The organism is Candidatus Enterococcus avicola, assembly GCF_047470845.1.
GTDB classification, from domain to species: domain Bacteria; phylum Bacillota; class Bacilli; order Lactobacillales; family Enterococcaceae; genus Enterococcus_D; species Enterococcus_D casseliflavus.
In genome coordinates, this window is record NZ_JBLGTY010000018.1 from 17376 (window position 1) to 40364 (window position 22989).

The 22989-nt window shown below is 42.2% G+C and carries 21 protein-coding genes and 1 pseudogene; 6 read left to right on the forward strand and 16 right to left on the reverse strand.

The features are described from left to right. Positions 1 to 66 precede the first annotated feature (66 nt). On the forward strand, positions 67 to 855 hold the full coding sequence (locus tag ACI3E5_RS13500) for a MerR family transcriptional regulator (protein WP_498821918.1): 789 nt from the start codon (positions 67 to 69) through the stop codon (positions 853 to 855). 86 nt (positions 856 to 941) lie between these two features. On the opposite strand, the gene ACI3E5_RS13505 is transcribed toward ACI3E5_RS13500, so the two are convergent. After that, a complete protein-coding gene (locus ACI3E5_RS13505; RefSeq protein ID WP_060792890.1) occupies positions 942 to 2714 on the reverse strand; it encodes an oleate hydratase in 1773 nt (590 codons plus the stop codon). 244 nt (positions 2715 to 2958) lie between these two features. Further along, positions 2959 to 4599, reverse strand: coding sequence for a C40 family peptidase (locus tag ACI3E5_RS13510; RefSeq protein ID WP_060792891.1), 1641 nt, complete (start codon positions 4597 to 4599; stop codon positions 2959 to 2961). Between the two features lie 612 nt (positions 4600 to 5211). On the opposite strand from ACI3E5_RS13510, the gene ACI3E5_RS13515 reads away from it, so the two are divergent. Continuing rightward, positions 5212 to 5352 (forward strand): hypothetical protein, encoded by a 141-nt coding sequence (locus ACI3E5_RS13515; RefSeq protein WP_498821915.1) that lies wholly within the window; start codon positions 5212 to 5214, stop codon positions 5350 to 5352. Between the two features lie 74 nt (positions 5353 to 5426). Here the strand turns inward: ACI3E5_RS13515 and ACI3E5_RS13520 are convergent, their stop codons facing one another. Continuing rightward, positions 5427 to 6305: a DMT family transporter gene (locus tag ACI3E5_RS13520; RefSeq protein ID WP_121262071.1), complete on the reverse strand. Its 879-nt coding sequence runs from the start codon at positions 6303 to 6305 to the stop codon at positions 5427 to 5429. A gap of 114 nt (positions 6306 to 6419) precedes the next feature. Between ACI3E5_RS13520 and ACI3E5_RS13525 the strand changes: the two genes are divergently transcribed. Then, positions 6420 to 7259 carry an AraC family transcriptional regulator gene (locus ACI3E5_RS13525; RefSeq protein ID WP_060792893.1) on the forward strand — a complete coding sequence of 280 codons (840 nt, stop codon included), beginning with the start codon at positions 6420 to 6422 and terminating at the stop codon, positions 7257 to 7259. Positions 7260 to 7514: 255 nt separating this feature from the next. On the opposite strand, the gene ACI3E5_RS13530 is transcribed toward ACI3E5_RS13525, so the two are convergent. The 4 genes from ACI3E5_RS13530 to ACI3E5_RS13545 all read right to left on the reverse strand — a co-directional run bounded on the left by ACI3E5_RS13530 (position 7515) and on the right by ACI3E5_RS13545 (position 11202). After that, a complete protein-coding gene (locus ACI3E5_RS13530; protein ID WP_005225310.1) occupies positions 7515 to 7973 on the reverse strand; it encodes a GNAT family N-acetyltransferase in 459 nt (152 codons plus the stop codon). A 72-nt stretch (positions 7974 to 8045) separates the two neighbouring features. Then, positions 8046 to 8345 carry a MazG-like family protein gene (locus ACI3E5_RS13535; protein ID WP_121262073.1) on the reverse strand — a complete coding sequence of 100 codons (300 nt, stop codon included), beginning with the start codon at positions 8343 to 8345 and terminating at the stop codon, positions 8046 to 8048. A gap of 152 nt (positions 8346 to 8497) precedes the next feature. Beyond that, complete coding sequence (locus ACI3E5_RS13540; protein ID WP_016620624.1) at positions 8498 to 9811, reverse strand: PTS sugar transporter subunit IIC; 1314 nt, start codon at positions 9809 to 9811, stop codon at positions 8498 to 8500. 11 nt (positions 9812 to 9822) lie between these two features. Continuing rightward, the gene (locus tag ACI3E5_RS13545; RefSeq protein ID WP_074932468.1) at positions 9823 to 11202 is read right to left on the reverse strand and encodes a glycoside hydrolase family 1 protein; all 1380 of its coding nucleotides are present in this window, start codon (positions 11200 to 11202) and stop codon (positions 9823 to 9825) included. Between the two features lie 199 nt (positions 11203 to 11401). Here ACI3E5_RS13545 and ACI3E5_RS13550 point away from each other — a divergent pair. Then, a pseudogene (locus tag ACI3E5_RS13550) lies at positions 11402 to 12100 on the forward strand (GntR family transcriptional regulator). A 65-nt stretch (positions 12101 to 12165) separates the two neighbouring features. On the opposite strand, the gene ACI3E5_RS13555 reads toward ACI3E5_RS13550, so the two are convergent. From ACI3E5_RS13555 to ACI3E5_RS13565, 3 genes are all read right to left on the reverse strand, one after another. After that, positions 12166 to 13485, reverse strand: coding sequence for a glycosyltransferase family 2 protein (locus ACI3E5_RS13555; protein WP_428219846.1), 1320 nt, complete (start codon positions 13483 to 13485; stop codon positions 12166 to 12168). Then, positions 13485 to 13991, reverse strand: coding sequence for a hypothetical protein (locus tag ACI3E5_RS13560; protein WP_231473121.1), 507 nt, complete (start codon positions 13989 to 13991; stop codon positions 13485 to 13487). Before ACI3E5_RS13560 ends, ACI3E5_RS13555 begins: the two co-directional genes overlap by 1 nt. Positions 13992 to 14086: 95 nt before the next feature. Then, positions 14087 to 14833: a YcjF family protein gene (locus ACI3E5_RS13565; protein WP_498855879.1), complete on the reverse strand. Its 747-nt coding sequence runs from the start codon at positions 14831 to 14833 to the stop codon at positions 14087 to 14089. A gap of 390 nt (positions 14834 to 15223) precedes the next feature. On the opposite strand from ACI3E5_RS13565, the gene ACI3E5_RS13570 reads away from it, so the two are divergent. After that, a complete protein-coding gene (locus ACI3E5_RS13570) occupies positions 15224 to 15430 on the forward strand; it encodes a hypothetical protein (protein ID WP_231435116.1) in 207 nt (68 codons plus the stop codon). A gap of 206 nt (positions 15431 to 15636) precedes the next feature. Here the strand turns inward: ACI3E5_RS13570 and groL are convergent, their stop codons facing one another. Next, on the reverse strand, positions 15637 to 17265 hold the full coding sequence (gene groL / locus ACI3E5_RS13575) for a chaperonin GroEL (protein WP_005237384.1): 1629 nt from the start codon (positions 17263 to 17265) through the stop codon (positions 15637 to 15639). 32 nt (positions 17266 to 17297) lie between these two features. Beyond that, a complete protein-coding gene (gene groES / locus ACI3E5_RS13580; protein ID WP_005225291.1) occupies positions 17298 to 17582 on the reverse strand; it encodes a co-chaperone GroES in 285 nt (94 codons plus the stop codon). Positions 17583 to 17799: 217 nt separating this feature from the next. Here groES and ACI3E5_RS13585 point away from each other — a divergent pair, with 217 nt between their 5' ends. After that, complete coding sequence (locus tag ACI3E5_RS13585) at positions 17800 to 18444, forward strand: CPBP family intramembrane glutamic endopeptidase (RefSeq protein WP_005225290.1); 645 nt, start codon at positions 17800 to 17802, stop codon at positions 18442 to 18444. Between the two features lie 42 nt (positions 18445 to 18486). On the opposite strand, the gene ACI3E5_RS13590 is transcribed toward ACI3E5_RS13585, so the two are convergent. From ACI3E5_RS13590 to ACI3E5_RS13605, 4 genes are all read right to left on the reverse strand, one after another. Next, positions 18487 to 19917 (reverse strand): 6-phospho-beta-glucosidase, encoded by a 1431-nt coding sequence (locus ACI3E5_RS13590; protein WP_010747612.1) that lies wholly within the window; start codon positions 19915 to 19917, stop codon positions 18487 to 18489. 25 nt (positions 19918 to 19942) lie between these two features. Beyond that, on the reverse strand, positions 19943 to 21235 hold the full coding sequence (locus tag ACI3E5_RS13595; RefSeq protein ID WP_010747611.1) for a PTS sugar transporter subunit IIC: 1293 nt from the start codon (positions 21233 to 21235) through the stop codon (positions 19943 to 19945). A 155-nt stretch (positions 21236 to 21390) separates the two neighbouring features. Next, positions 21391 to 22128 carry a MurR/RpiR family transcriptional regulator gene (locus ACI3E5_RS13600; RefSeq protein ID WP_010747610.1) on the reverse strand — a complete coding sequence of 246 codons (738 nt, stop codon included), beginning with the start codon at positions 22126 to 22128 and terminating at the stop codon, positions 21391 to 21393. A 42-nt stretch (positions 22129 to 22170) separates the two neighbouring features. Next, entirely contained in the window at positions 22171 to 22977 is an 807-nt protein-coding gene (locus ACI3E5_RS13605) for an MBL fold metallo-hydrolase (RefSeq protein ID WP_005231151.1), read from the reverse strand. Positions 22978 to 22989: the final 12 nt, after the last annotated feature.

Sequence of the window (22989 nt, forward strand, 5' to 3'; positions counted from 1 at the left end):
TCCTCCCAGTAGTTGACTATCCTTAGTATAAGGTTTACAGTAACTGTAAAGTCAAGGAGGATCTTCATGAAAACCAAATTAAAAGTATCGGCAATGGCACGCTTCGCGCGGATCAATCCTCGGACACTCCACTATTATGACGAGATTGGGCTATTTCAACCAAACAGCAAAGACGAGAACGGGTATCGGTATTATTCCCTTGATCAACTTTTGGATCTCGGATTGATCCTGTCATTGAAAGAATTATCGATGCCCTTAAAAGAGATCCAAACAGCGCTGCAGGGGGATGCCGAGACCATGAGAAACTTATTGGAAGCCAAGCGGCAAACCATCGATGAAAAAATTCAGCAGTTGACCAACATCAAAAAAATCATCGAACGAAAAGCTGCGGATTTGCGCCTGGCTGCAGAAAAAACTTCCCCCTTTACCTTGAAGGAACAGCCAGAGGAATATTTCTCCCTCAGTCCTAGATTAAACGGCAGCTCCATCCCAGAGATGATCACCCAAGCCTACGACCTTTTGATGGCACAGCCGTATCTTTTCTCGAATAACGAATATGGTTTTATGATTCGGACGAACAAAGACGATACGCAAGACATCGACTACGTTTACGTGCGGCAAGAAGAGCCGCAAGGGACTTCCTTCGTGAAACCAGCAGGATGCTATTTAACCGCCATTTATCAGGGGGATGACGAAGGATTGAAACAGTTTTATCAAAAACTCAAGCAGCTGATTGCGACGCACCAATGGCAAATCGATGACTACTTCTATGAACGATCGATCCACGAAACGACCCTTAGCAACGCGCAAGCTTATTTGACAGAGATCCAAGTTCGGATTTTATCTGAGAAATAATGATTCGTTCAAACTGCGCTAAAAAGTAAATAAAAAACGCAACGACAACGAGCAGCTTCTTTCGCCTCGTTGTCGTTGCGTTTTATTTAAATCAAATGGTTTTCTTTCAACAGATCGCCAATGTAGGTATGTTCGGTTTTCTTAACGAAGCCTTCCAAGAGTTTCCGTTCGATAAACGGCAGCTCCATTTCCGTAATTTTTTTCTTATCGGTCAGATAATAGACAGCTTTGGCCAAAGTACGTAGATCATAAGCGGAAGCAAACACTTCTGGTACCCCACGTTCCACATCTAATAGCTGATAAACAGCCTCCATTGCAGTCCGAACGGAATATTCTGTTGTAAAAACAGTGTCTCGTTCAGTCTCTGCGAAATTACCGATAAAAGCTAAGTTTTTGGAGCCATTTGGAATAACCAATGGCCGATCCCCTGGTTCACGCAGCATGAAGTAAGAAGTGATAAACGGCATGTAGACTGGAACTGCCACACTTGATTCTTTTGAAATGCGTTGGATTTCTGCTTCTGACACGCCTAAATGGTAAAGCAGTTCTTGCACGATTTCTTGTCCAGAACATTGTTCAATTGGTTTTTTGATGTAGTTCCCTGGTGTATTTGACAACAAGCCATACACCCATGTGATCGTTTGTTGGTCTTTTTGTTCTTTAAAGTGCGGTTGGCGATGGGTCGCAAAGCTCATCATCCAATTGGAATCTTTGATGGTGATGATCCCGCCAGTGACGATTCTGCCTGTTCGTAACTTGCGATGGGTCAATTTTTCTAAATAAGGTTCCACATCAAAATTCTGCCAAGTCACGGTTGCCGAAACAAACCAGCTTTCTTCAGGTAAGTTTTCATAAAAGACTTCTGGATGACCAAACTCAGGCGATTGCGCCGCCAAGTTTTTCCATAAACGCCAACTGCCACCAGGTGCTTTTGAGATAGGCGCTGGAGTATAATGGTCCCCTTGCGTGGAACTTTCAGTGATCGATCCGTTGGTAACAAAGACCAAGTCATCTTCTGATAAAGGAATTTCTTCGATTGCCCCCGCTTTTTCTAGCACAAGTTTTTGAGCAACTTTTTCCTCGCCCACGATCCGAACATCAATATTGCTGACGGTGCATTCATATTGGAAGTCAACTCCTTGTTCTTCCAAATAAGCAAGTAGTGGTTTGACCAATGACTCATACTGGTTGTAACGGGTAAATTTTAACGCAGTAAAATCAGGCAAGCCATCGATATGGTGCACAAAACGCAACACATAGCGGCGCATTTCAATCGCCGAATGCCATTTTTCAAAGGCGAACATCGTACACCAGTATAGCCAAAAATTAGATTCAAAGAATTCTTCGCCAAAAACATCTTCGATTTTTTTCCCGATCAATTGATCTTCTGAAGTCATAAATAATTGGGTTAATTCTTTTTGTGCTGTCGCAGACAAGGTAAATTCTCCATCATCTGCTGCTCGTTGGCCGCGATTGTGGATGATCCGACAGTTAGACGAATTTGGATCATCGTGGTCCAACCAGTAAAACTCATCTAGCACCGAAGCATCTTCCACCTCCAAAGATGGAATCGAGCGAAATAGATCCCACAGACACTCAAAATGATTTTCCATTTCTCGACCGCCGCGGGTCACAAATCCATCATGGGGAATGAATTTTCCGTCTAATGAACCGCCTGATAAAGAAAGTTCTTCAAGGACGTGGATTTTCTCACCCGCCATATGGCCGTCACGGATCAAGAAGACTGCCGCAGCAAGTCCTGCTAATCCCCCACCAACAATATAGGCTTCTTTCTTTTCGACATCTTTCGGTTTTCTGCTTCTTGCAAAAGCTTCGTAATTTCCGTTCGTATATCTCATGTAGATCCCTCCTAATATTGGTACGTTTTTATGGTATCAGTAACTATTTTTTTTGACAAAAATTTGTACTAGTAAAAACAAGTGATTTTGACAAATCGGCCTTTTTGTCAAAAAAACAGGGCAAAGCCCCACCTTTTAAAAAGATCTGCGCCCAACCCCAAAAGCGCCCCTAAGAAAACTGATGGCAGCTTTCTTAGGGGCGTTTCTAACAAAGGACAAACCCTTTGCCTATTCAATGAAACATTTATTTCACTCGTAGAGCGAAGCTAGCAGTCGAAAAGCCTGATTGTGCTTCGGTGACTGTATAACCCGTGCTTGGCGCATGGATATAGCTTGTATTACTGGTAGCGATCGCTACGTGGTAGGTATTCCCTTTTTGACCCCAGAACAGCAAGTCGCCAGCTTGTGCTTGCGAGACAGGAATGATCGTCCCTGCGCTTTCTTGTGGGACTGTCCAATCACCGATGTTTTTGCCCGTCACTTTTAAGAAGACATAACGTGTAAACCCAGAACAGTCGAAGACATCTGGTCCTTTGCCTCCCCATTGATAAGGAGTGCCAATATGTTTTCTAGCTTCTGCAACGATCGCTGCTCCGTTCACGCTCATCGGAACATTGGAATTGCCTGCGTTGTTATTGTTGCCAGGAGTCGTTGCACTGACTTCCTTCACATACGCTGCAGATACCCAGCCACCCGTTGATAACTTATACCAAGTGGCGTTGCCATTGACTGACGTACCTTGTTTTTGAGCGACTGCTTTGAAGGTAGCATTGCTGCCCAAACTGCTGACTACACTTGCAGAAGTCGATGCATTTGAGCGGACATTCATACCAGTGGTTGTTTGGAACGTTTTATTGATAGCTTGCTCACTCGCATTGTTTGAGCCGTTTGATGAACCAGTGTTGCTTGAACCTGTGTTTGAATTATTGTTATTACTTGTATTTCCAGAACTAGACGTGACGTCACGCACATATGCCGCTGTGATCCAGCCACCAGTCGATACTTTGTACCAAACATTGGTGCCGCCAACGGATGTGCCATTTTTCTGGGCAACGACCTTCACCGTCGTGCTGTTGCTTAGGCTGCCAACGACACTCCCGCTTGTTGAGGCACTCGAACGGACATTCAATGCCGCTGTTGTTTTCACGTTCTTGTTGATAGCCGTTTCTGCAGAAACACTTGTGTTGCCGCCAGAAGAACTATTGCCTGTCGAGCTGCTGGAAACATCTTTGACATAGGCCGCCGTGATCCAACCGCCTGTGGACAATTTGTACCAAGTGGTCGTGCCATTCACCGACGTTCCACTCTTTTGTGCAACGACTTTCACCGTCGCATTGCTGCCTAGTCCACGTACGACACTAGAACTAGTCGTTGCATTTGAACGGACGTTCAATGCAGTAGTCGTTTTCACTGATTTCGAAATTGCTTTTTCCGATGAAGACGACGAATTGGACGAGCCAGTATTGGCAGAAGAAGAGCCTGAGGTGCTTTTCACATAAGCACCTGAGATCCAGCCGCCTGTTGATAGCTTATACCATGTTGTATTGCCATTCACTGAGGTACCGTTCTTTTGAGCCACCGCAGTGATTGTTGTATTTGCTCCTACGCCACTTACGATAGAGGCACTTGTTGAAGCATTTGAACGAACATTCAGTGAAGCTGTTGTTTTAAATTGTCGATTGATCGCCGTTTCAGCTGACGATCTGGCAAGAGTAGCAGTTGTGTTGGTTGATGACGAAGCGTTTGTCGTTTCGGTCGCATGAGCAAGAGACGTAAAGACACCTGAAGTCGATGCTAACGCTGCTGTGATACCCAATCCTTTTTGTACGAAAAGGGACCGTTTTTGTTTCACTAAACGCTTACGTTTGATTTTCCGAGATTCCAATAAAACACCCCCTGTACCCCATTTTAACAAAAATTAATATTTTTTGATATTGTTTTCGTTTTGTATTTTTTTAATTTACGTTTAATAAAACGTGTCATTTATTTTCCTGCGTTATTATTTTTGATCACTTTCTCTTTGGTGTTGCTCAATGGCACTCTATTTACAAAGATTTCTATAAACTACAGAAAAACGCTATTTCATTCAACGTTATTTTAATTCGCGAATAAAAACAGGATTTTTTTTGCAAACAAACCCACTTTTTGAAAAACAAGACTGTTATTTGAATAACATTTCTTTCCAGATCCCCTTTTTCAAAAATCGATACTAAAATCACCCATTTATCATTCCTTTTTTACACGAGGGATTCTGTGAAAAAGTTGCTTCAAAAGGAACGCCGCTTCCAGCTGTGTGATCGACGCTAAGATGAGATCCTGTTACATCGACTCCAACCGGATGCGAATTTCTTGATAGAGAAGTCCCTCATCTCTGCCAAAAGAAATATTTTCACAATGTATATTACGAGAAAGATTATAACACCAAGGAGAAAACCAAGGATTTGCATAAGTTTGTGAAATCATGCTATACTTAAAAAAAAGGAAGAGGTGACCGAGTATGAAAACAAAGACGAAAGAAAAAATTTATGCTGAACGACAACATAACTATAAAACGAAAAAAGAAGAGATTTTCAAAAAAGCCCTAGATTCCGTACCGACCACAGACAAGAAAAAAGAAGAACAGAAAAAGAAAGCGTAGACTCCTGCGTTTTCTTTTTCTGTTGATTTATAAAAAAGACGAGACTTCACCGATTTTGGCGAATCTCGTCTTTTTCACAATTTTTTTTGTAAACACATGATGCTCCCTATGACTGCCATAAATCCTAGTATCTCCACCACTGTGAAGTGATCATGAAAAACAATGATCGATAAGAAAGCAGCCAGCAATGGCTCAACTGCCGTTAAAACTGTTGCAAGTGTTGAGGATAAATAGCGTAAACTTGTTAAAAAAATCAAATACGCTAGTGCTGTTCCAAATAAAATGACCACCAGCAAATAAAGAATCACTTGAACGTTCAGTTGACTATCAATCTGCCACATTGGATGAACCACATTCGCCAAGCCTCCACCAATCAACATCCCCCAGCCGACAATTGGTAAACTCCCATATTTTTGCAAGAGTTTACGCGGCTGTATAGAATAAAAAGCTAGTGATATCGCTGATGCTAACCCCCAGCCTAGCGCAGATTGGGAAGTCGCTAATTGCTCAATCTGTCCTTTTGATGCCACAGCCGTCACACCAAGTAAGGTTACCAGTAACCAGAAACATGTCTTTAAAGAGGGGAGCTGCCTTTTGGCTATCGCAGCATAGAGTAAAACAAAGAAAGGTCCTGTATATTGAATAATCGTTGCAAAAGAAGCATTGCTTTGCTCAATCGTTTTAAAGTAGGTAAATTGAACGAGAAACATGCCTAAGAAAGAAAACAAGAGCAGCTGAATGAAGTCCTTTTTCTCACGAAATGGGGAAATCAAACGGGCGCGATCCTTTAACCCAATACTCAGCAACAAACACCCTGAAAGAACCAATCGTGTTGAAACGAGCCAATTTGCTGTAATACTATATTTCGTAAATAAAATTTGTCCAGCGATGCCAGAAACTGCCCACAAAGCTGCTGCTGAACAAGCATAAACAATCCCAACTGTTTTTTTCATAAAAACACCTTTTGTCTTTCACTTTACTTTGTTAGTATTATACCGAATCAGATAGTGAACTTTTGTCAATATCCTGATTGTTTTTAACACTATTCTGTAAAAAGGTGGTGCGGTATGTACTTTGAACGCACAGAAGAAAACGAAGAAACGACCAAACATACAACTACAAATCGCTCCTTCGCAATTTATCAACGTTGCTTGCAACAAAGGCGTGGCGACCAATTGCCTCTGCATTGGCACGACGAGCTGCAAATTGTATGGGTCGAAGAAGGTAGCTTCGTGTATACGATAGACGACGAGCAAATTTTGCTAAGCAAGAATGAGGCGATCATTATTAATAGCCGTGTACTCCATGGTGCTGTTTTAGCTTCACAAAACGTCCGATATTGCTGCTTTGATTTTTCTTCAGGCTTTATTGCTGACCCTGTTTTTAAAGAAGCGATCGAACAATTAGTCCACGATCGCACCCGCAGCTATCGGCGCTTAACCTTAACCGCCCAACACCAAGCATTTGTTCAAACCGTGCGTCTGCCTCTGCTTATTGAACAACGATTTACTCTCTATGAATTGTTTTTAGCTGCCCTTTCACAGCTAATGGCTGCAAGACCTGCTTCACCAAAGAAAGAAACTATCTACTTAATGCTGGCATTTGTCCATGAGCATTATCAAGAACCATTAACGGTTCCTGCGATCGCTAAAGCTGCTGCCATCAATACACGTACTTGTACCGCCCTTTTTCGGCAATACACGACATTGACCCCAATCAACTATCTGATTGATTATCGATTGTCTCAAGCCAAAAACCTATTGATCGAAACGGATGAGCCGATCTCAACCATCTGCTACCACGTTGGCTTCAATCACTTGAGCTACTTTAGCAAAAGATTTCAGCGTAAATTTGGTTTAACGCCGCTACAGTATCGCAAGACCTATCGCGAAGATGATAGAAATTAGATGATCGGTACCAACAGAGCCTCTCATCTAGATAAATTTTGCTATATTCTATAAGCGGTTCAGTACTTTTTTCACTTTTACGCTCATTGGTCCATAAGAATCTCTTTGAAATCCTTTTCTAAAAACCACACACCCAATATTTAGTAGGCGAAAACATGTTCCTACAACATATTGTGGATAAACCTGTTGAAACTGTGCATAACTAAAAAGCCTGCGATTTTTTCGCAGACTTTTTTATTTATTGACAAGCTATTATTATTCTAGAGATAAATAATAGCTCACATTATCTGGTAGCGGTTTAAAGCCATTCTTTTTGTAAAAATCCGCTGCTGGCATACTTTCTTCGGTATCTAACAGGATCGTTGGAATCTCTTTCTTGAGCAGATCCTCTTTGATCCTTTCTAAAAAAGTGGAACCAAGGCCTTTTCCTTGATGCGTGCCAGTAATTAAAAAGGTATCGATCACATACTCTTTTCCTTGATACCAGGGCTTGATAAAGCCTAATGAAAGACCAATCAATTCATTCGATGCTCGGTCTGTTAGTCGATAACCAATAAAAGTATTCATTGCCATCATTGAAGATACATAGTCGGTGATTTGCGGCACTGTCAATTGGTCATTCCATGGTTCTGCTGAAAATACGGCAATATAGTGGTCCACGACTTCTGCTAAATCCGCCGTGGTTAATTCACGCATGCTTACATTCTTTTCCATCCTATCTCCTGCTTCCATCTCTATTTCGGTAAGGGCCTATACTCGAGGAATCCACTAGTTTTTGTGCGTGTATCAATTATCGATTCGTTTGGCATAGCCATTGCCATAACTCGTATAACGACGCTTTTGGTTGACGGCCATTTTTTTATGAATCTCTGCTTCAAGATCGATGAAAAGGATTTCCGCTAACCCAAGAAGATAAATCGCCACATCCGCCAATTCTTCTCCTACCTCTTGTTGCTTCCGATACGCGTCAAAGGCTTCCCCTACTTCACCATATAAAGCCAAAAACTCTTTTTCAATATTTGTGACATTGAATTGGTGATCGATTTTGTTTTGATAAATCGCTTTTTGCATTTCTGAAAGTTTCATAGTCGCTCCTTTTGGGATAGTATACCATTTAATTAAAGTTCAAAATAGAAACTTAGTAAAAAAATCACCTCAAAAAATAGTGACCCCCAAAACATTAGAATTTTGTTCTAACTTTTGTAGGTCACTCTAGTATAGGATTCATCCTGTTTTGTTTATTCTGCCCGCTCCAATTCAGCAGATTTGATTGCAACCCGTTGAGCGATTTTTAGAAATGGAAAATAGATTGCTACACAGACGACGATGATGATCACTTGAACCAAAACAACTTTAAAATCCCCTTTTGATGCCAACAATGCACTAAGAATTGGTGGTGTCGTCCAAGGAACCATCACAGAAAGCGGCTCAATGAATCCTACTGCGGTAGCAAAGTAGCCAATCAACGTCGCAACAATTGGACTTGCAACGAAGGGAATGATCATGGGTAAATTGAAGACGATCGGTAAACCAAAGATGATTGGCTCGTTGATATTAAAAATACCCGGAGCTAGGGATAGATTGACGACATCCCGAAAAGGTTGGTAATTGCGGACGAATAAGAGCACTGCAATGATCAAGCTGATCGTAAATCCAGTCCCGCCTAGTTGTGCGAAAACCGTCACGAATGCTGAATTTAAGATATTGGGTGGCGTAGCGCCTTCTTGCACGGCTTGCATGTTTTCATTCATATTGACTAACAGCAATGGATCTAACAAGGTGCCATTGATGACGGTTTGGTGAATGCCTAAAGTAAACAGAAAATTGCCCGTTGAATAGATGATCAAGAACCCAAAAATCGATGTGTTCAATAAACGCAGTGGTTCTTGGATCACTGTTGAAATGATTTGAATCAGGTCGGTATCAAAGGCTGCTAGCACGGTCGCAACTACGGCAAAGAAGGAAATCACCAAAATAGCAGGGATCAACGTGCTGAAGGATTTGCTGACGGCAGGAGGAACTTGATCCCCTAAATTGATTTTTAGGTGCTTGTTTTCTGACAGTCGAATAAATAATTCCGTGGCAACTAACCCACAAATGATTCCAGAAAACATCCCTTTGGTCCCGACATCGTCAAATAGCATCACACCACTGATGGTCACTTCTGCTTGAGCGCCTTCTGGCATCACGGCATGAGCCATCGCCAACATGACCACTAAGCAAGTCGTTGCCACAAAGGTTGCATTGATGGCGCTCGGATTGTTTTTATTGCGGCAAAGAAAATAAGCGATCATCGGGGCGATCAGCAGACCGGCGATATTCAATGTTCCATTGGTGATGGAATTGCCAAACACTTGCATTCGCGCCAAGGCAGCCCCTTCTAAAAACCATGGAAAGAAGACATTATTAAACAACACAGCGATCCCTGCGATAATAAAGGCAGGCATTAAGGTCGCAAACGCATCACGAAGACTTTTGAGATGAACCTGATTGCCGAGACGGACCGAAAACTCTGTAAATTTATCTAAAAACGTGCGCTTTTCTGCTGCCATTTTTGTTCCTCCTATTCTGTATATGGGTTTGTATAGATCGTACTACCATTGGTTTTGATCACTTCTTTGAACCATTCATACGATTTTTTCGGTACACGTTTCATATCTCGCAACTCATGGTTGCCACGATTGACATACACGAGTCCGTATCGTTTCTCCATATCACCTTGCGAGCTCAAAATGTCGATCAGCCCCCAACCAAGATACCCAAGACAGACCACTCCATCTTCCACCATCGCTTCAAACATCGCTCGAATATGCTCTTGATGATAGGCAATACGGTAATCATCTTGAATCGGTTCTTTGCCATCCCAATGCTCTCTGACACCAATCCCGTTTTCAATCGGAAACACTGGCAACCGGTACCGCTGATAGACTTTATTTAAGACATCACGGAAGCCGAGCGGATCAATTTGCCAATTCCATTCCGTCGTTTTAATATACGGATTGTCTTGTTTTCCAAAAGTCATGTACCGATTCGGCGGCGTTCCTTCAGGAATTTTTTCAGCATTCAAGGTAGAAGAAGCATAATAGCTAAAGGCAATGTAATCATTTTTCTGCGCTGCGATCGCTTCTAATTCCCCAGGTAAAATATTCATATTGAGTTGATGATTTTTCACGTATCGGTCTTGTGCTGCCGAATACTTGCCGTGCGCATAGCAATCTAATAAAGTAAAGTTCGCAAATTCATCAAACTCTCTTGCTGCTTTGATGTCTTGTGGACGACAAGTCGCTGGATACGCCTCAGAATACGCCAGCATGCCGCCGATCTTCGCATTTGTTGTTTCATGAAGATAATTACAGATTTCTGCATGGCAAACCATGACATTGTGGAAAATCTGATACAATTCTTCTGTCGTTTCTTCCCCTTCTAAATAACCGCTGATCTTAAAACCATGGTCTTGGTGGAAAAGATTTTGTTCGTTAAAGGTTAACCAATAATGGACTTTATCCGCAAAACGATCCACCATTTCTTTTCCAAAACGAATGAATGCGTCCTTCACTTCTTTGCTGATGAACCCGTTATAGGTTTTCGCCAGATGCAGAGGCATATCAAAATGGTACAAACAAATCATAGGCTCGATCCCTCTAGCTAACAGATCATCAATAAAACGATCGTAATAGGCGATCCCTTCTTCATTAAAGGCACCATCTCCATCGTGAACGACCCTTGACCAAGAAATTTGGAAACGATACATGTTCATCCCCAAATCTTGCATATAATCAAAATCTTCTGTATACGCATGATAGTTATCATTTGCTACATGCCAATCGCTAGCCTGTTCCGAAGCTTCCCGTATATCATAAACGGATAAGCTTTTACCGCCTTCATTCCAACCACCTTCTGTCTGCATACTGCTGACACTGTTTCCCCAGTAAAATTTTTTCATATTGATTCCTCCATCATTTGTATTCGCTTACAAAACCTATTATAATTAGGTGAAACAGGCATGTAAATTTTTCAAAAACATATGTAAAGCTTTTTCTATACATGTGAATTTCAGCGGATTCTTTAGTGATAGACCTTGTTTTTATCCCCTTCAAACAAAACTCAAGTCCATGAATTTCTTTACATAAGGAGTGATGACTATGACAAAATACAAAGAGATCGTTGATCAGTTGCGGACGGATATTTATGAAGGAGTTTTTCCTGCTTTATCAAAACTACCGGAACAAACGGCGTTAGCCAAACGATTTCAAACCTCGCGAATGACAATCCAAAAAGCGCTAAATCAACTGAAGCAAGAAGGCCTGATTTCCACCAAAAGAGGTCATGGCACCTATGTCAATTCAGCGACCTACCAAGGACAGATCAATTAGTATATCGGTCTAGTCAACCGATATGGCGGGCGGCATAAAGTGCAAAGTAAAATCATTAGTTTCAATGTACGTTTTCCAGAAGCCAACGAAATGGATTACTTGTCCTTGCGAGAAAACGAACCTGTTTATGATATCGTACGACTGCGCTATGTTGATAACGAACCCTTTGAATTGGAGTACACGATCATGCCCATCAAAACCATTCCCGATATTGATATGGCGATCCTTGAACACTCGATCTATCGATATATCACTGATTCCTTACATCTCAAAATAGGTCCCGCCATACGTAAAATCCGTGCCGACAAAGCAGATTCCTATGATATCAAACATTTAGAAGTCGATCCGAATGATCCGATCTTAGAATTAGAACAAGTTGCTCGTCTCTCCGACGGACGACCCTTCGAATTTTCGCAAACTCGTTATCCATACCAAAATCGTGAGATTTACTATCTTTCTGAACCTTAATGGCAAAAAAATAAGTCTGAAGAAAACTCAGACTTGTTTTTTATTATCCAGGGAAGGTGTATTCGTTAAGATTCTTCGGTTTTTTTCGCCGTTCGCTCTGGACTGACCCAAACGCCGCTGCCGTATCCAAGGATGGTTTTGACGGCTGGAATAAAGGTAGTGACGATCGTTATGGCATTGATCATCCAGTAAAACAGCATGTAAAAAGGGGCAAAACGGAAATACTTCAGCTTGCTGCGGTTATCATCCGCCAGGAGGCTGGTAAATAGCTGCATCACCCCCGCAATCATCTCGAGACAAACGAAGAGAAAGGCCATCGTAAACATATGATAGATCCGTTCGTAATTCCCAGTTGCACCATAATAGATCAGATAGAAGACAAACAAGGCAGATGAAAGCCAGAAAAAGAATGACCATATGATACTTAATGTTTGATCGACAAACATAGCGGTTCGACCAATGTTTTCAAAAGGATGCAAAAAGACCTTTTTAAAGTTGGTCAGCCATACTTCTGTACCGCCCTTCGCCCAGCGTTTCCGTTGTCGGTAGAGCATCTTGAGTGTTTCTGGCACCTCCATGAAAAACATCACTCGTGAAGCAAATAAAGACAGCCAACCTCGGAATTGGTGGTCCCAGGCAATACTGATGTCTTCTGTGGCTCGATTTTGTCGAAACAGACCCACGTCCATCAATGCCGCGCGGCGATACATCGTATTGGCACCGCTATAGGCATAGATGACGCCGAAAACGGCTTGCTGGGTCCGTTTGATAATCCCTACGATACTTGAAAATTCAACGGTTTGTGATTTCCCTACGATCGTTGTGCGATTTTGAACATCCATATTCGCCGTAATGGCAGAGATATTGATGGAGTCTTGGCGAATGAAATAATTGACATATTTCCATAACGCATCAGGTTCAGGAACCGTATCTGCATCGTTGCTCAAGATCAATTCCCCTTTGGCAAACCCTACCCCAATATTAAAGGCATGGGCTTTTCCTTGTTTTTTTTCGATGCGCAACACTCTTAGGTTTGGGTACTGTTCCATCAATCGGTCTAGTATCACAGGAGTTTGATCCGTTGAGCCATCATCAGTCACCAACACCTCATAATTGCTGTAGTTCAGATTGTTCATTAAATAATGAATCGTGTCTTCAATAACGATTTCTTCATTGTGAGCTGGTACCATAATCGTGATCATCGGCTCGATCTCTTCGGGGATCGGTATCCACTCTAATTGTCGATAACGGAACAAAAAACGATTGCAGATCACCCCGATGAACCAAGCAAAGCCACCTAAAATTGGATACGTGAAGAGAATCATCAAAACGACTGTTAAAAATGTATCCAACCATGGGAACCCAGTATCAAAATTGACAACCATCAGCCCACCCCATTTCTACGGAAAAGTTCTTGAATCTCCGTTTCTCCGATGTTTTGCTCCGGTGCAACTGCGTAGTATTTTGCCCCGTGGCGTTCTTCTTTCGTCCCGAAGCGTTCTTCGTAAAATGCTTCTAGCAACTCTTTGCGTTTTTCCAAGTCAGCTTCATCATGCATCGATTGCTTTTGAAGCAATCGTTTGAAGCGGCGGTTGTTCCTCAAAGTTAATAAAGTAAACGTAAGAACTAAAATCAAAAAAGAAATGCCTAAAAATAACGCTAGAAATTCGAAAGTGACTGCTTCTTCTAAATAGGTCCGAAAGGCGATCCGATCCGCCAGATTCGGCAGCGTCAACGGAATGGCCAGCCAGACAAAGGGAACCAAGACCATCAGCCAAGCAAGAATCGTCAAAATCGTTTGGCGGGTCTTTAAAGCGGAACGACCTTTTTGAAAATACGCATCGGTGACCAACCGTTCTTTGACTTCTTCCCGTGTCACTCGTTGTTTCATTTTACTCACTCCTTAAATTTTTTTTATTTGCTGTGAAGAAAAAGAAGCAACAAAAGCAAGTCGTCTGGACCTGCTTTGTTCTTCTTCTGTTTGTCTCACTTAGATTTCTTGCCAACTTTCAACGCATTGAACAGCGTGTGAAATTGGCCTTTAAAGGACATCACTTGCTCAAACACATCTTCCCCATCATTCAGCATCTTGACCGTCACCCAGCCTAATGCTTCGGTAATACCGCTAGCCACACTGGCATTGATTGCAGCTCCAGCAACGGTGCCGACTGCTGGGACAAATTTCAAGATATTGCCAACGGCACTGCGACCAAAACTCACAACGACTAGCTCTTTCGAAATGCTTTTCGCTAACCCTTCACGCCATGTTCGCCCAAAAATACGATACAAACGGGCCATCATCGTCATTTGAACTGGCACAAGTAACACTGCATCTGAAAAGGGAATCGGTGAACAGCCGATGATCGCCGCCGTCAAAGAAGCCGCATGGATCGTGCGGTGGGCTTTTTTTCGCGTTTCATCATCTACGCCAACCAAAAACTCCTCAAATACCTGATCAAATTGATCCTTGCTTTTCGCTAACACTTTTTCCGCCTGGGCTTTTGATCCGTCATAGCCTTTCATCACCAGGGCAGCCGATTTTTTCGGCATTCGCTTCATGACATCCGCAAAAAAAGAAGTAAACTCCGCTTCTTCTTGCAACTCTTCTCCTATTTGACTTTGCTCGACTTGAACGGACTGTTCCGTTAATAATTCATTTTCGTTTTGTTTCTTTTTGCGTTTTATCCATGGTTTTTTCAAAGAAATGTCTCCTTCTTTCGACTCGTTGTTCATTTAAAAATCAAAGTGAGCCATGATTTTGTTCCTAATTCTATTTTAGCTCAGGTTTTTCAAGATAGCGAAAATGTAGCTTGAGAGAGCTTACACTTGCTAAAAAATGCAAATTTGCATCTTTGGATTATTTATTTATATTATCGTTTTTTTATGCTATGATACACAAAAGGAGTGGATCGAATGAAAAAGAAATTGAATTGGAAAGTCCTTTTTTATCTAGGCTTATTGACTTACTTTCTTTTAAGCGGGATCTTCGCATTCTTTGGCGTCGAAATACCGTTTCTTTATAAACGTTGATCTTCACGCTTTCTCAGAACCATATCATTCAACGCTTTGCTCTATGTTGAGAGAATCCATCATTCTATCGTCCATTCAATCTAATCAGAAAAGGTGATTTTCTTGTCCATTTTATTTGATCTATTGCAGCTGCTTGCCGTTATCTGTATCGCGTATTTATTGTTCACAAAAAACCATTTCCTCCAACAATTAACTGCTGTTCAGAAAATGGTCTTTGTCGTCTTATGTATTTCGGTGATACTGCCGGCTCTCTACGAATTTATTACTGGTTTTGCGCAGGGATTTTGGGAACGGTTGTGATTGACGTTCCTTACAAAACTCGCTGCCTTTACAAGACAAATAGATAGCTTATATCTACCAATCCTTTCTCCTTTTATTCAAGCAATGAACCAATTCTTTGGTGCTTAGAATACTAAGAAGAAAGGTTTTTTGTCTTTTTCTGTGTTGAAGTATTTTTAGATCGCACAAAAAAAGAACCCCTCAAAAGAGGAGTTCTCAAGGCTTGCTTACATCATGCCGCCCATACCCATTGACGGGTCCATTGCAGGAGCTGCTGGCGCTGCTGGTTCTGGTTTGTCGGCAACGACTGCTTCAGTTGTTAACAATAATGCGGCAACAGAAGCTGCGTTTTGTAATGCAGAACGCGTCACTTTTGTTGGGTCAACGATCCCAGCTTCTAGCATGTTTACCCATTCGCCAGTTGCTGCATTGAAACCAACGCCTAAGTCAGCGTTTTTCAATTTGTCGATGATCACTGAACCTTCGTAGCCTGCATTTTCAGCAATTTGACGAACTGGTTCTTCTAAGGCACGTAAAACGATTTTGACACCTGTTGCTGCATCGCCATCTGTTTCGATTTCTGCAACTTTGTTGATGACATTCACTAAGGCAGTTCCCCCACCTGAGACCATGCCTTCTTCAACAGCGGCACGTGTTGCATTCAATGCATCTTCAATACGTAATTTCAATTCTTTCAATTCAGTTTCAGTTGGTGCCCCAACTTTGATCACAGCAACCCCACCAGCAAGTTTTGCTAAGCGTTCTTGTAGTTTTTCACGGTCAAAGTCAGAAGTTGTATCAGCGATTTGGTTTTTGATCAATTGAACGCGTGCGTCAATTGCTTCTTTTTCACCAGCACCTTCAACGATTGTTGTGTTGTCTTTATCCACAACCACTTTGCTTGCTTGACCTAAGTTATCGATGGTTGCATCTTTCAGCTCAAGACCTAAGTCTTCAGTGATCACTGTACCACCAGTTAAGATCGCAATGTCTTCTAGCATTGCTTTACGACGGTCACCAAATCCTGGTGCTTTCACTGCAACAACATTGAATGTTCCACGGATTTTGTTCAATACAAGTGTTGGTAATGCTTCGCCATCAACGTCATCAGCGATGATCAATAATGGTTTTGATTGTTGTAAGATTTGTTCTAACAATGGCAAGATATCTTGGATGTTAGAGATTTTTTTGTCAGTGATCAAGATGTATGGATTTTCTAACGCTGCTTCCATTTTATCGTTGTCAGTTACCATGTATTGTGATAAGTAACCACGATCAAATTGCATTCCTTCCACAACATCTAATTCTGTTTCGATCCCTTTTGATTCTTCAATAGTGATAACACCGTCATTGCCGACTTTTTCCATTGCATCAGCGATGTATTGACCAACTTTTTCACTACCAGAAGAAACAGCACCAACTTGTGCGATTGCTTCTTTTGAATCAACGATTGATGAAATGTTGTGTAGCTCTTCTACAGCCACTTTTGTTGCCATTTCGATCCCACGACGAATACCTAATGGGTTCGCACCAGCGGTGACATTTTTCAATCCTTCACGAACGATTGCTTGTGTCAATAACGTAGCAGTCGTTGTTCCGTCACCAGCGATATCGTTTGTTTTTGAAGCGACTTCAGAAACAAGTTTTGCGCCCATGTTTTCAAAATGATCTTCTAATTCGATTTCTTTCGCGATCGTTACACCGTCATTTGTGATCAATGGTGAACCGTAAGATTTTTCTAAAACCACGTTACGACCTTTAGGGCCTAAGGTTACTTTTACTGTATCTGCTAATTTATCTACCCCACGAAGCATTGCAGCGCGTGCGTCTTCTGCAAATTTGATTTCTTTTGCCATGATTTCATCACCTCAAGTATTTTTTATTTTTCTTATTCTACTACTGCAATGATATCTTTTGCAGCAACGATCAAATATTCTGTTCCTTCATATTTCACTTCTGTGCCAGCGTATTTTTCGAACATTACTTGTTCGCCAACGTTGACAGCAACAGGAGCTTTTTCACCGTTTTCGAGCGTGCGTCCTTCGCCGACTGCAATAACGGTACCCGTTTGTGGTTTTTCTTTTGCTGCTGATGCAAGCACGATTCCGCCTACAGTTTTTTCTTCTTCTTTTGCGACTTCGATAATCACACGATCACCTAATGGTCTTAACACGATAAATCCCTCCAATGAATGTTATAGAATTTAGCATTAGCACTCTCTTGTATCGAGTGCTAACTTACAGTTTCAATATTACTCATTTTCCCAAATTTTTGCAAGCCTTTTGCTAAATTTTTTTTGCATTTCTAATTGATTGATAAATATAGTAGGATTTTTTGTTTCTAGAAGTAACCTAGTCTATAATGAAGCAAAGGAGTGTGAGGAAACAACTATGTCTTTATCAAAATATTCTTTGTCCACGATTCTTACTTACGGCATCGTCTTTTTTCTACCGATCGCCTTCGTCCCTAGCGGACATCAAGTAGCAGCAACAACGATCGGTTACTTAGCTGGTGCAGCGATCATGTTTTTCTTGTATTTCAAACAAACAGAACCGCTATCGTTTGAACACAAAAAAACCAAAGTCTCAGCGATTCTTATTTACGGGCTAACCGGCATTGTCGCAGCGATTTTGTTGCAAAATCTAGCCATCTTTATCGAATCCTTTTTCGGAGAAGTCAGCGCTTCGCAAAATACCGAAAACATCATTGCCATCGTGGTGCAAAACCCACTCTTTGCTCTCGCAGCAATGGTCGGTGGGCCAATTATGGAGGAATTTGTCTTCCGCAGAGCCTTAGTTGGCATCATTGGGAAATACAGCAATGTTTGGGTTGGTGTAGTGGTCAGCGCCGTAGCCTTTGCCTTTGCCCACAATGACAATCATCTCTTAGTCTATATTTTCTTAGGACTGTTCTTTTCCGGGCTTTATGCTTTGACCGGCAGTATTTGGACTTCCATGATCACCCATGTGGGAATGAACACTTTAGTTATTATTATTCAGTTATTGCTTCATTACGGCTATATCCAAATGCCCTAAAGAAAAAACGCTACGCAGAAATTTTGCGTAACGTTTTTTTCTTTAGACCTTCGTGCCATTGGACGCAATCACTTGCTGATACCATGCAAATGAATCTTTCTTCCGACGAGCAAGGGTTCCATTTCCTTCATTGTCTTTGTCCACATAGATCACACCATAGCGTTTCTTCATTTCCCCTGTCCCCGCAGAAACCAAGTCAATGATGCCCCACGGTGTATAACCTAATAAGTCGACGCCATCATAAGCTACTGCTTCTTTCATCATTTCGATATGGGCTTTTAGGTAGTCAATACGGTAGTCATCGTGAATCTGTCCATCCTCTTCCACCGTATCCACCGCACCAAAGCCATTTTCTACAATGAAAAGCGGCAATTCGTAGCGTTCGTTAAACCAGTTCATGGCATAGCGCAAGCCTACGGGATCAATCTGCCAGCCCCATTCAGAAGCATCGACATAAGGATTGTCCACCAGATCTTGGCTCTCATCATAGTCATAGGTTGGATCATTCTCCTTGCCTTTGATCGCAAAAGACATATAGTAGCTAAAACCAATGTAGTCAACACAACCTTTTGCCAAAGCTGCTTCATCTTCAGGGGTGATATCTAAATCAAATTGTTTTCTTTCAAAATAGCTGCGCATATAACTCGGATAGTGCCCACGGGCATGAACATCTGAAAACCAATAGCGCCGTTGCATGGCCACCGCGGCTGCCATCATGTCTTTGGGATCGCAAGAATACGGATAGATTGGGCACATCGCGATCATCGATCCGATTTGAAACGCAGGATTGATCGCATGTCCTAGCGCCACCGCTTTTGCACTGGCAACGAGCTCGTAATGAGCTGCTTGGTACATGACTTTTTCTCGGTCTTCTCCTTCCGTAAAGAACAGACCAGAATTGGTAAATGGCGCAAAATCTTCTTTATAGTTTGCTTGATTATTGATTTCATTGAAGGTCATCCAATACTTCACTTTCTTTTGATAGCGCGTAAAACAAACTTCTGCAAAGCGGACAAACAAATCGATCAACTTACGGTTACGCCAACCTCCGTATTCGGTCACTAAATGATAAGGCATTTCAAAGTGAGACAGGGTAATGACTGGCTCAATGCCATAGCGTAAACACTCATCGAATAATTGATCATAAAAGGCCAGGCCTTCCTCATTCGGCTCGCGCTCATCCCCCTTTGGAAAAATACGGGTCCAGGCAATCGATGTTCGGAAGCACTTCAACCCTAATTCGGCAAAAAGCTTGATGTCTTCAGGATACCGATGATAAAAATCGATCGCTTCATGATTGGGATAGCTTTCGCCCGGTTGGATCCCTTCCGTGATTCGGCGAGGAATTCCGTTGCCTCCGACAGTCATGACATCAGCGACACTCACGCCTTTTCCACCCGCACGATAGCCGCCTTCCAATTGGTGAGCAGCGACTGCGCCACCCCATAAAAAATCGCTTCTTAGTTTATTCATTTCTATTCAACCTGCTTCCTTGGTATTAAACGATCTCTGTTTCTTGTTTATAGTTCAAACTATCGACCTTACGAATGAAAGGATAGTAAATAAAGAAGCCGATTGCTAAAACAACAAATTGTAAAATAGCGGTCCGAATGCCACCTACTAGAAAACCTGAAATGATCGGCGGAGTCGTCCAGGGAACTTGCACAGCAGTAAATAGCGGTACGATACTGGTATAAAGTGCAAAATACGTGATCACGCCTGAAACCATCGGTGTCAAAATAAATGGTAATACCATGATTGGGTTCATGACGATCGGTGTCGCAAAAATAATTGGTTCATTGATATTAAAGAATGCCGGGATCAAGGAAAGACGTCCTAATTGTTTGAACTGCGCCGAACGGGCAAAAGCCACCATGTATAGCACGATCCCAATCGTCATTCCTGCGCCAGTTACCGTCATAAATTGATCCAAAAACTGCTGGGTCACGATGTGTCCGCCATTTTCTAATGTCAATGCTTTACCAGATTCAAGAATAGCCGTATTGGCTAGTGAATTGGCTTGTAAAATTGGTCCCATGATCCCGCCCACGATCGTCGAACCGTGAACCCCAAAGAACCACAAGAATGGCACTAAGAAGCCTAACATCATTGCACCACCAAGGGAATCCGTCACCCCTTGCATCGGACTTTGAATCACGGTGTAGATCCATTCGACCACGGTTGTTTGAAAAACTTTATCAAAGAAAATATAAATGCCTAATGCGATGGTCGTCAAAACAGCGGCTGGAATCAATGCTGTAAATGAGTTTGCGACATTGGTGGGTACTTGCTCTGGCAGTTTGATTCGGATGTCGCGTTTCAAGAACCACGTATAGCCCCAACCCACAAAAAGTCCCACTAAGATGGCACTGATCATTCCTTGTCCACCGGTCCACGTCTTATCAATGACATTTGCGATGGTCACATTTGCTTCAGCATCCGTCACACTTGACTCCATAGTTAATAAGAAAATAACTAAACCAATCATCCCTGCAGGGAGTCCTTCGTAACCTTCTGCTTTTACATATGAATAGGCGATGCCCATTACGGCGAAAAAGGCCATAATTGCAAAAGAGGCGCCATAGGCTTGGTTGAAGTATTCACCTAAGCCGCTATTCGTTACCCAATCCGCAATCGACTGGACGGGAAAGTTTGCTAATAGCAGGAAAATCGATCCTACGATTGAAAAGGGCATCGTATAGAGCATACCGTTTCTTAATGCAGTGATTGCTTTCGTATTGACAAATTTTAATATTGGGGGTAATAATTTCTCATTGATCCATTCGTTCATCTCACATCACTCCTAAAATAAAATTCCATCCACTGGCCAGTGAATTCGCTTACAAATAAATCTTAATGGATAATATTCCCCTTGCCTATAGCTTTTCTAAGTTATGAAACATGTTCCAACAAAAAAAACAGCCGAAGCTGTTTTTTTACGATCACTTAGATTTGCTTGTAGACTTGATGGGCTAAAAGTTCGATCAGTGTAATCACCGGGACTTGCGTCGTCAGATTCAAATCGACTTCTTTTCCCCCACTGACGACGGGCATATAGTAGGAAATATTGTAATCTGCCATTTGGGCGATCGTCGATTTTTCATCATTGGTGATGCTGAGTACTTTTGCCCCATACCGTTTGAAGTCCTCCGTTTGCTTGATCATTTGAATGGTTTCTCCCGAAACTGATAAAATGATCGCTAACGTATTTTCCATCCCACGAGGCGGTACTGGCAAAAAGGGATCGACGATGCTATAGGCATTGATGCCTAAATTAGCAAAATAGCGGCTGCCATAGGTGCCCAGAATGCCACTTGTGCCGATACCTGAAAACGCCACATGGCGTGCGGAAAGAATCAGTTCTACCGCTGGCTGGATAAACTTACGGTAATCTTCATTATTGACTTTTTTTAAGAATGTATTGACTTGGATCGTTGCATCATAGAAAAGATCAAACGCTCGTGCATCTTGTTCCTTTTTTTGACAGATCGCATACTTTAACTCTGAATACCCGCGATAGCCTAATTTCGTGATACATCGTAAAATCGTCGAGGTCGAGACATGGCATGCAGCTGACAATTCGCGGATCGTCAGTTGATCGATCTCTTCAAAATGCTGGACAATGTACTTATAAACAGCCATTTCAAGCTCGTTCAGACGCTTGATTTTTTCTTCATCAAACATACCTGCTGCCTCCACCCGACAATTTTATCCTTTGTTGATCGATTAGATTGCAAATAACTCCGTCGCTTTGTCAGGATCGGTATCATAGACTTCAAATGTTTCTCCAACACCTAGATCATGTTCTTTCATGGTGTTGACCATCGTTAAGTGCGCCAACTCTTTCAAGTTGTTTTCTTTACTTAAATGACCAAGATAGACCCGTTTGGTATTGTCGGTCAAGATATCCGTCATGACCAGAGCGCCATCTTCATTCGATAAGTGACCACGGTCTCCAAGAATTCGCTGTTTGAGGCTCCATGGGTAAGGGCCCATTCGCAGCATTTCTAGGTCATGGTTGCTTTCCACAAGGTACGCATCGGCGCCTTTGATAATGCCTCGTACATGATCGCTGCAATAACCGGTATCCGTCAACATCACGAATGATTTGCCGTCTTTATGGAAACGATAAAATTGCGGCGCTGCAGCATCGTGAGAGACGCCAAAGCTCTCAATGTCCAAGTCACCCAAGGTCAGCACTTTTCCCATTTCAAAGATATGTTTTTGTTCGACAGCGACGTTACCGATCATTGGATCCATCGCTTGCCATGTTTTTGTATTCGCATAGACATCAAGTTTGTATTTTCGCGCCAGTACTCCGACACCGTGGATATGATCTCGATGTTCGTGGGTCACAAGAATGGCGTCCAAATCTTCTGGTTTACGCCCTACTTCATCCAATAATGAAGTGATCTTCTTGCCGCTCAAACCGGCATCCACTAAGATCCGCTTTTTATTGCTTTCGATATAGAGCGAATTTCCTGAGCTTCCGCTGGCTAGAATACTTACTTGAAAGGCATTTTCCTTCATCATGGTTTACGTGAC

Excerpts from the sequence above, each read along its gene's own strand:
- ACI3E5_RS13500 (WP_498821918.1), top strand. The coding sequence starts at position 67 with ATGAAAACCAAATTAAAAGTATCGGCAATGGCACGCTTCGCGCGGATC.
- ACI3E5_RS13505 (WP_060792890.1), bottom strand. The coding sequence starts at position 2,714 with ATGAGATATACGAACGGAAATTACGAAGCTTTTGCAAGAAGCAGAAAA.
- ACI3E5_RS13515 (WP_498821915.1), top strand. The coding sequence starts at position 5,212 with ATGAAAACAAAGACGAAAGAAAAAATTTATGCTGAACGACAACATAAC.
- ACI3E5_RS13520 (WP_121262071.1), bottom strand. The coding sequence starts at position 6,305 with ATGAAAAAAACAGTTGGGATTGTTTATGCTTGTTCAGCAGCAGCTTTG.
- ACI3E5_RS13525 (WP_060792893.1), top strand. The coding sequence starts at position 6,420 with ATGTACTTTGAACGCACAGAAGAAAACGAAGAAACGACCAAACATACA.
- ACI3E5_RS13530 (WP_005225310.1), bottom strand. The coding sequence starts at position 7,973 with ATGGAAAAGAATGTAAGCATGCGTGAATTAACCACGGCGGATTTAGCA.
- ACI3E5_RS13535 (WP_121262073.1), bottom strand. The coding sequence starts at position 8,345 with ATGAAACTTTCAGAAATGCAAAAAGCGATTTATCAAAACAAAATCGAT.
- ACI3E5_RS13540 (WP_016620624.1), bottom strand. The coding sequence starts at position 9,811 with ATGGCAGCAGAAAAGCGCACGTTTTTAGATAAATTTACAGAGTTTTCG.
- ACI3E5_RS13545 (WP_074932468.1), bottom strand. The coding sequence starts at position 11,202 with ATGAAAAAATTTTACTGGGGAAACAGTGTCAGCAGTATGCAGACAGAA.
- ACI3E5_RS13555 (WP_428219846.1), bottom strand. The coding sequence starts at position 13,485 with ATGGTTGTCAATTTTGATACTGGGTTCCCATGGTTGGATACATTTTTA.
- ACI3E5_RS13560 (WP_231473121.1), bottom strand. The coding sequence starts at position 13,991 with ATGAAACAACGAGTGACACGGGAAGAAGTCAAAGAACGGTTGGTCACC.
- ACI3E5_RS13565 (WP_498855879.1), bottom strand. The coding sequence starts at position 14,833 with ATGAACAACGAGTCGAAAGAAGGAGACATTTCTTTGAAAAAACCATGG.
- groL (WP_005237384.1), bottom strand. The coding sequence starts at position 17,265 with ATGGCAAAAGAAATCAAATTTGCAGAAGACGCACGCGCTGCAATGCTT.
- ACI3E5_RS13585 (WP_005225290.1), top strand. The coding sequence starts at position 17,800 with ATGTCTTTATCAAAATATTCTTTGTCCACGATTCTTACTTACGGCATC.
- ACI3E5_RS13590 (WP_010747612.1), bottom strand. The coding sequence starts at position 19,917 with ATGAATAAACTAAGAAGCGATTTTTTATGGGGTGGCGCAGTCGCTGCT.
- ACI3E5_RS13595 (WP_010747611.1), bottom strand. The coding sequence starts at position 21,235 with ATGAACGAATGGATCAATGAGAAATTATTACCCCCAATATTAAAATTT.
- ACI3E5_RS13600 (WP_010747610.1), bottom strand. The coding sequence starts at position 22,128 with ATGTTTGATGAAGAAAAAATCAAGCGTCTGAACGAGCTTGAAATGGCT.
- ACI3E5_RS13605 (WP_005231151.1), bottom strand. The coding sequence starts at position 22,977 with ATGATGAAGGAAAATGCCTTTCAAGTAAGTATTCTAGCCAGCGGAAGC.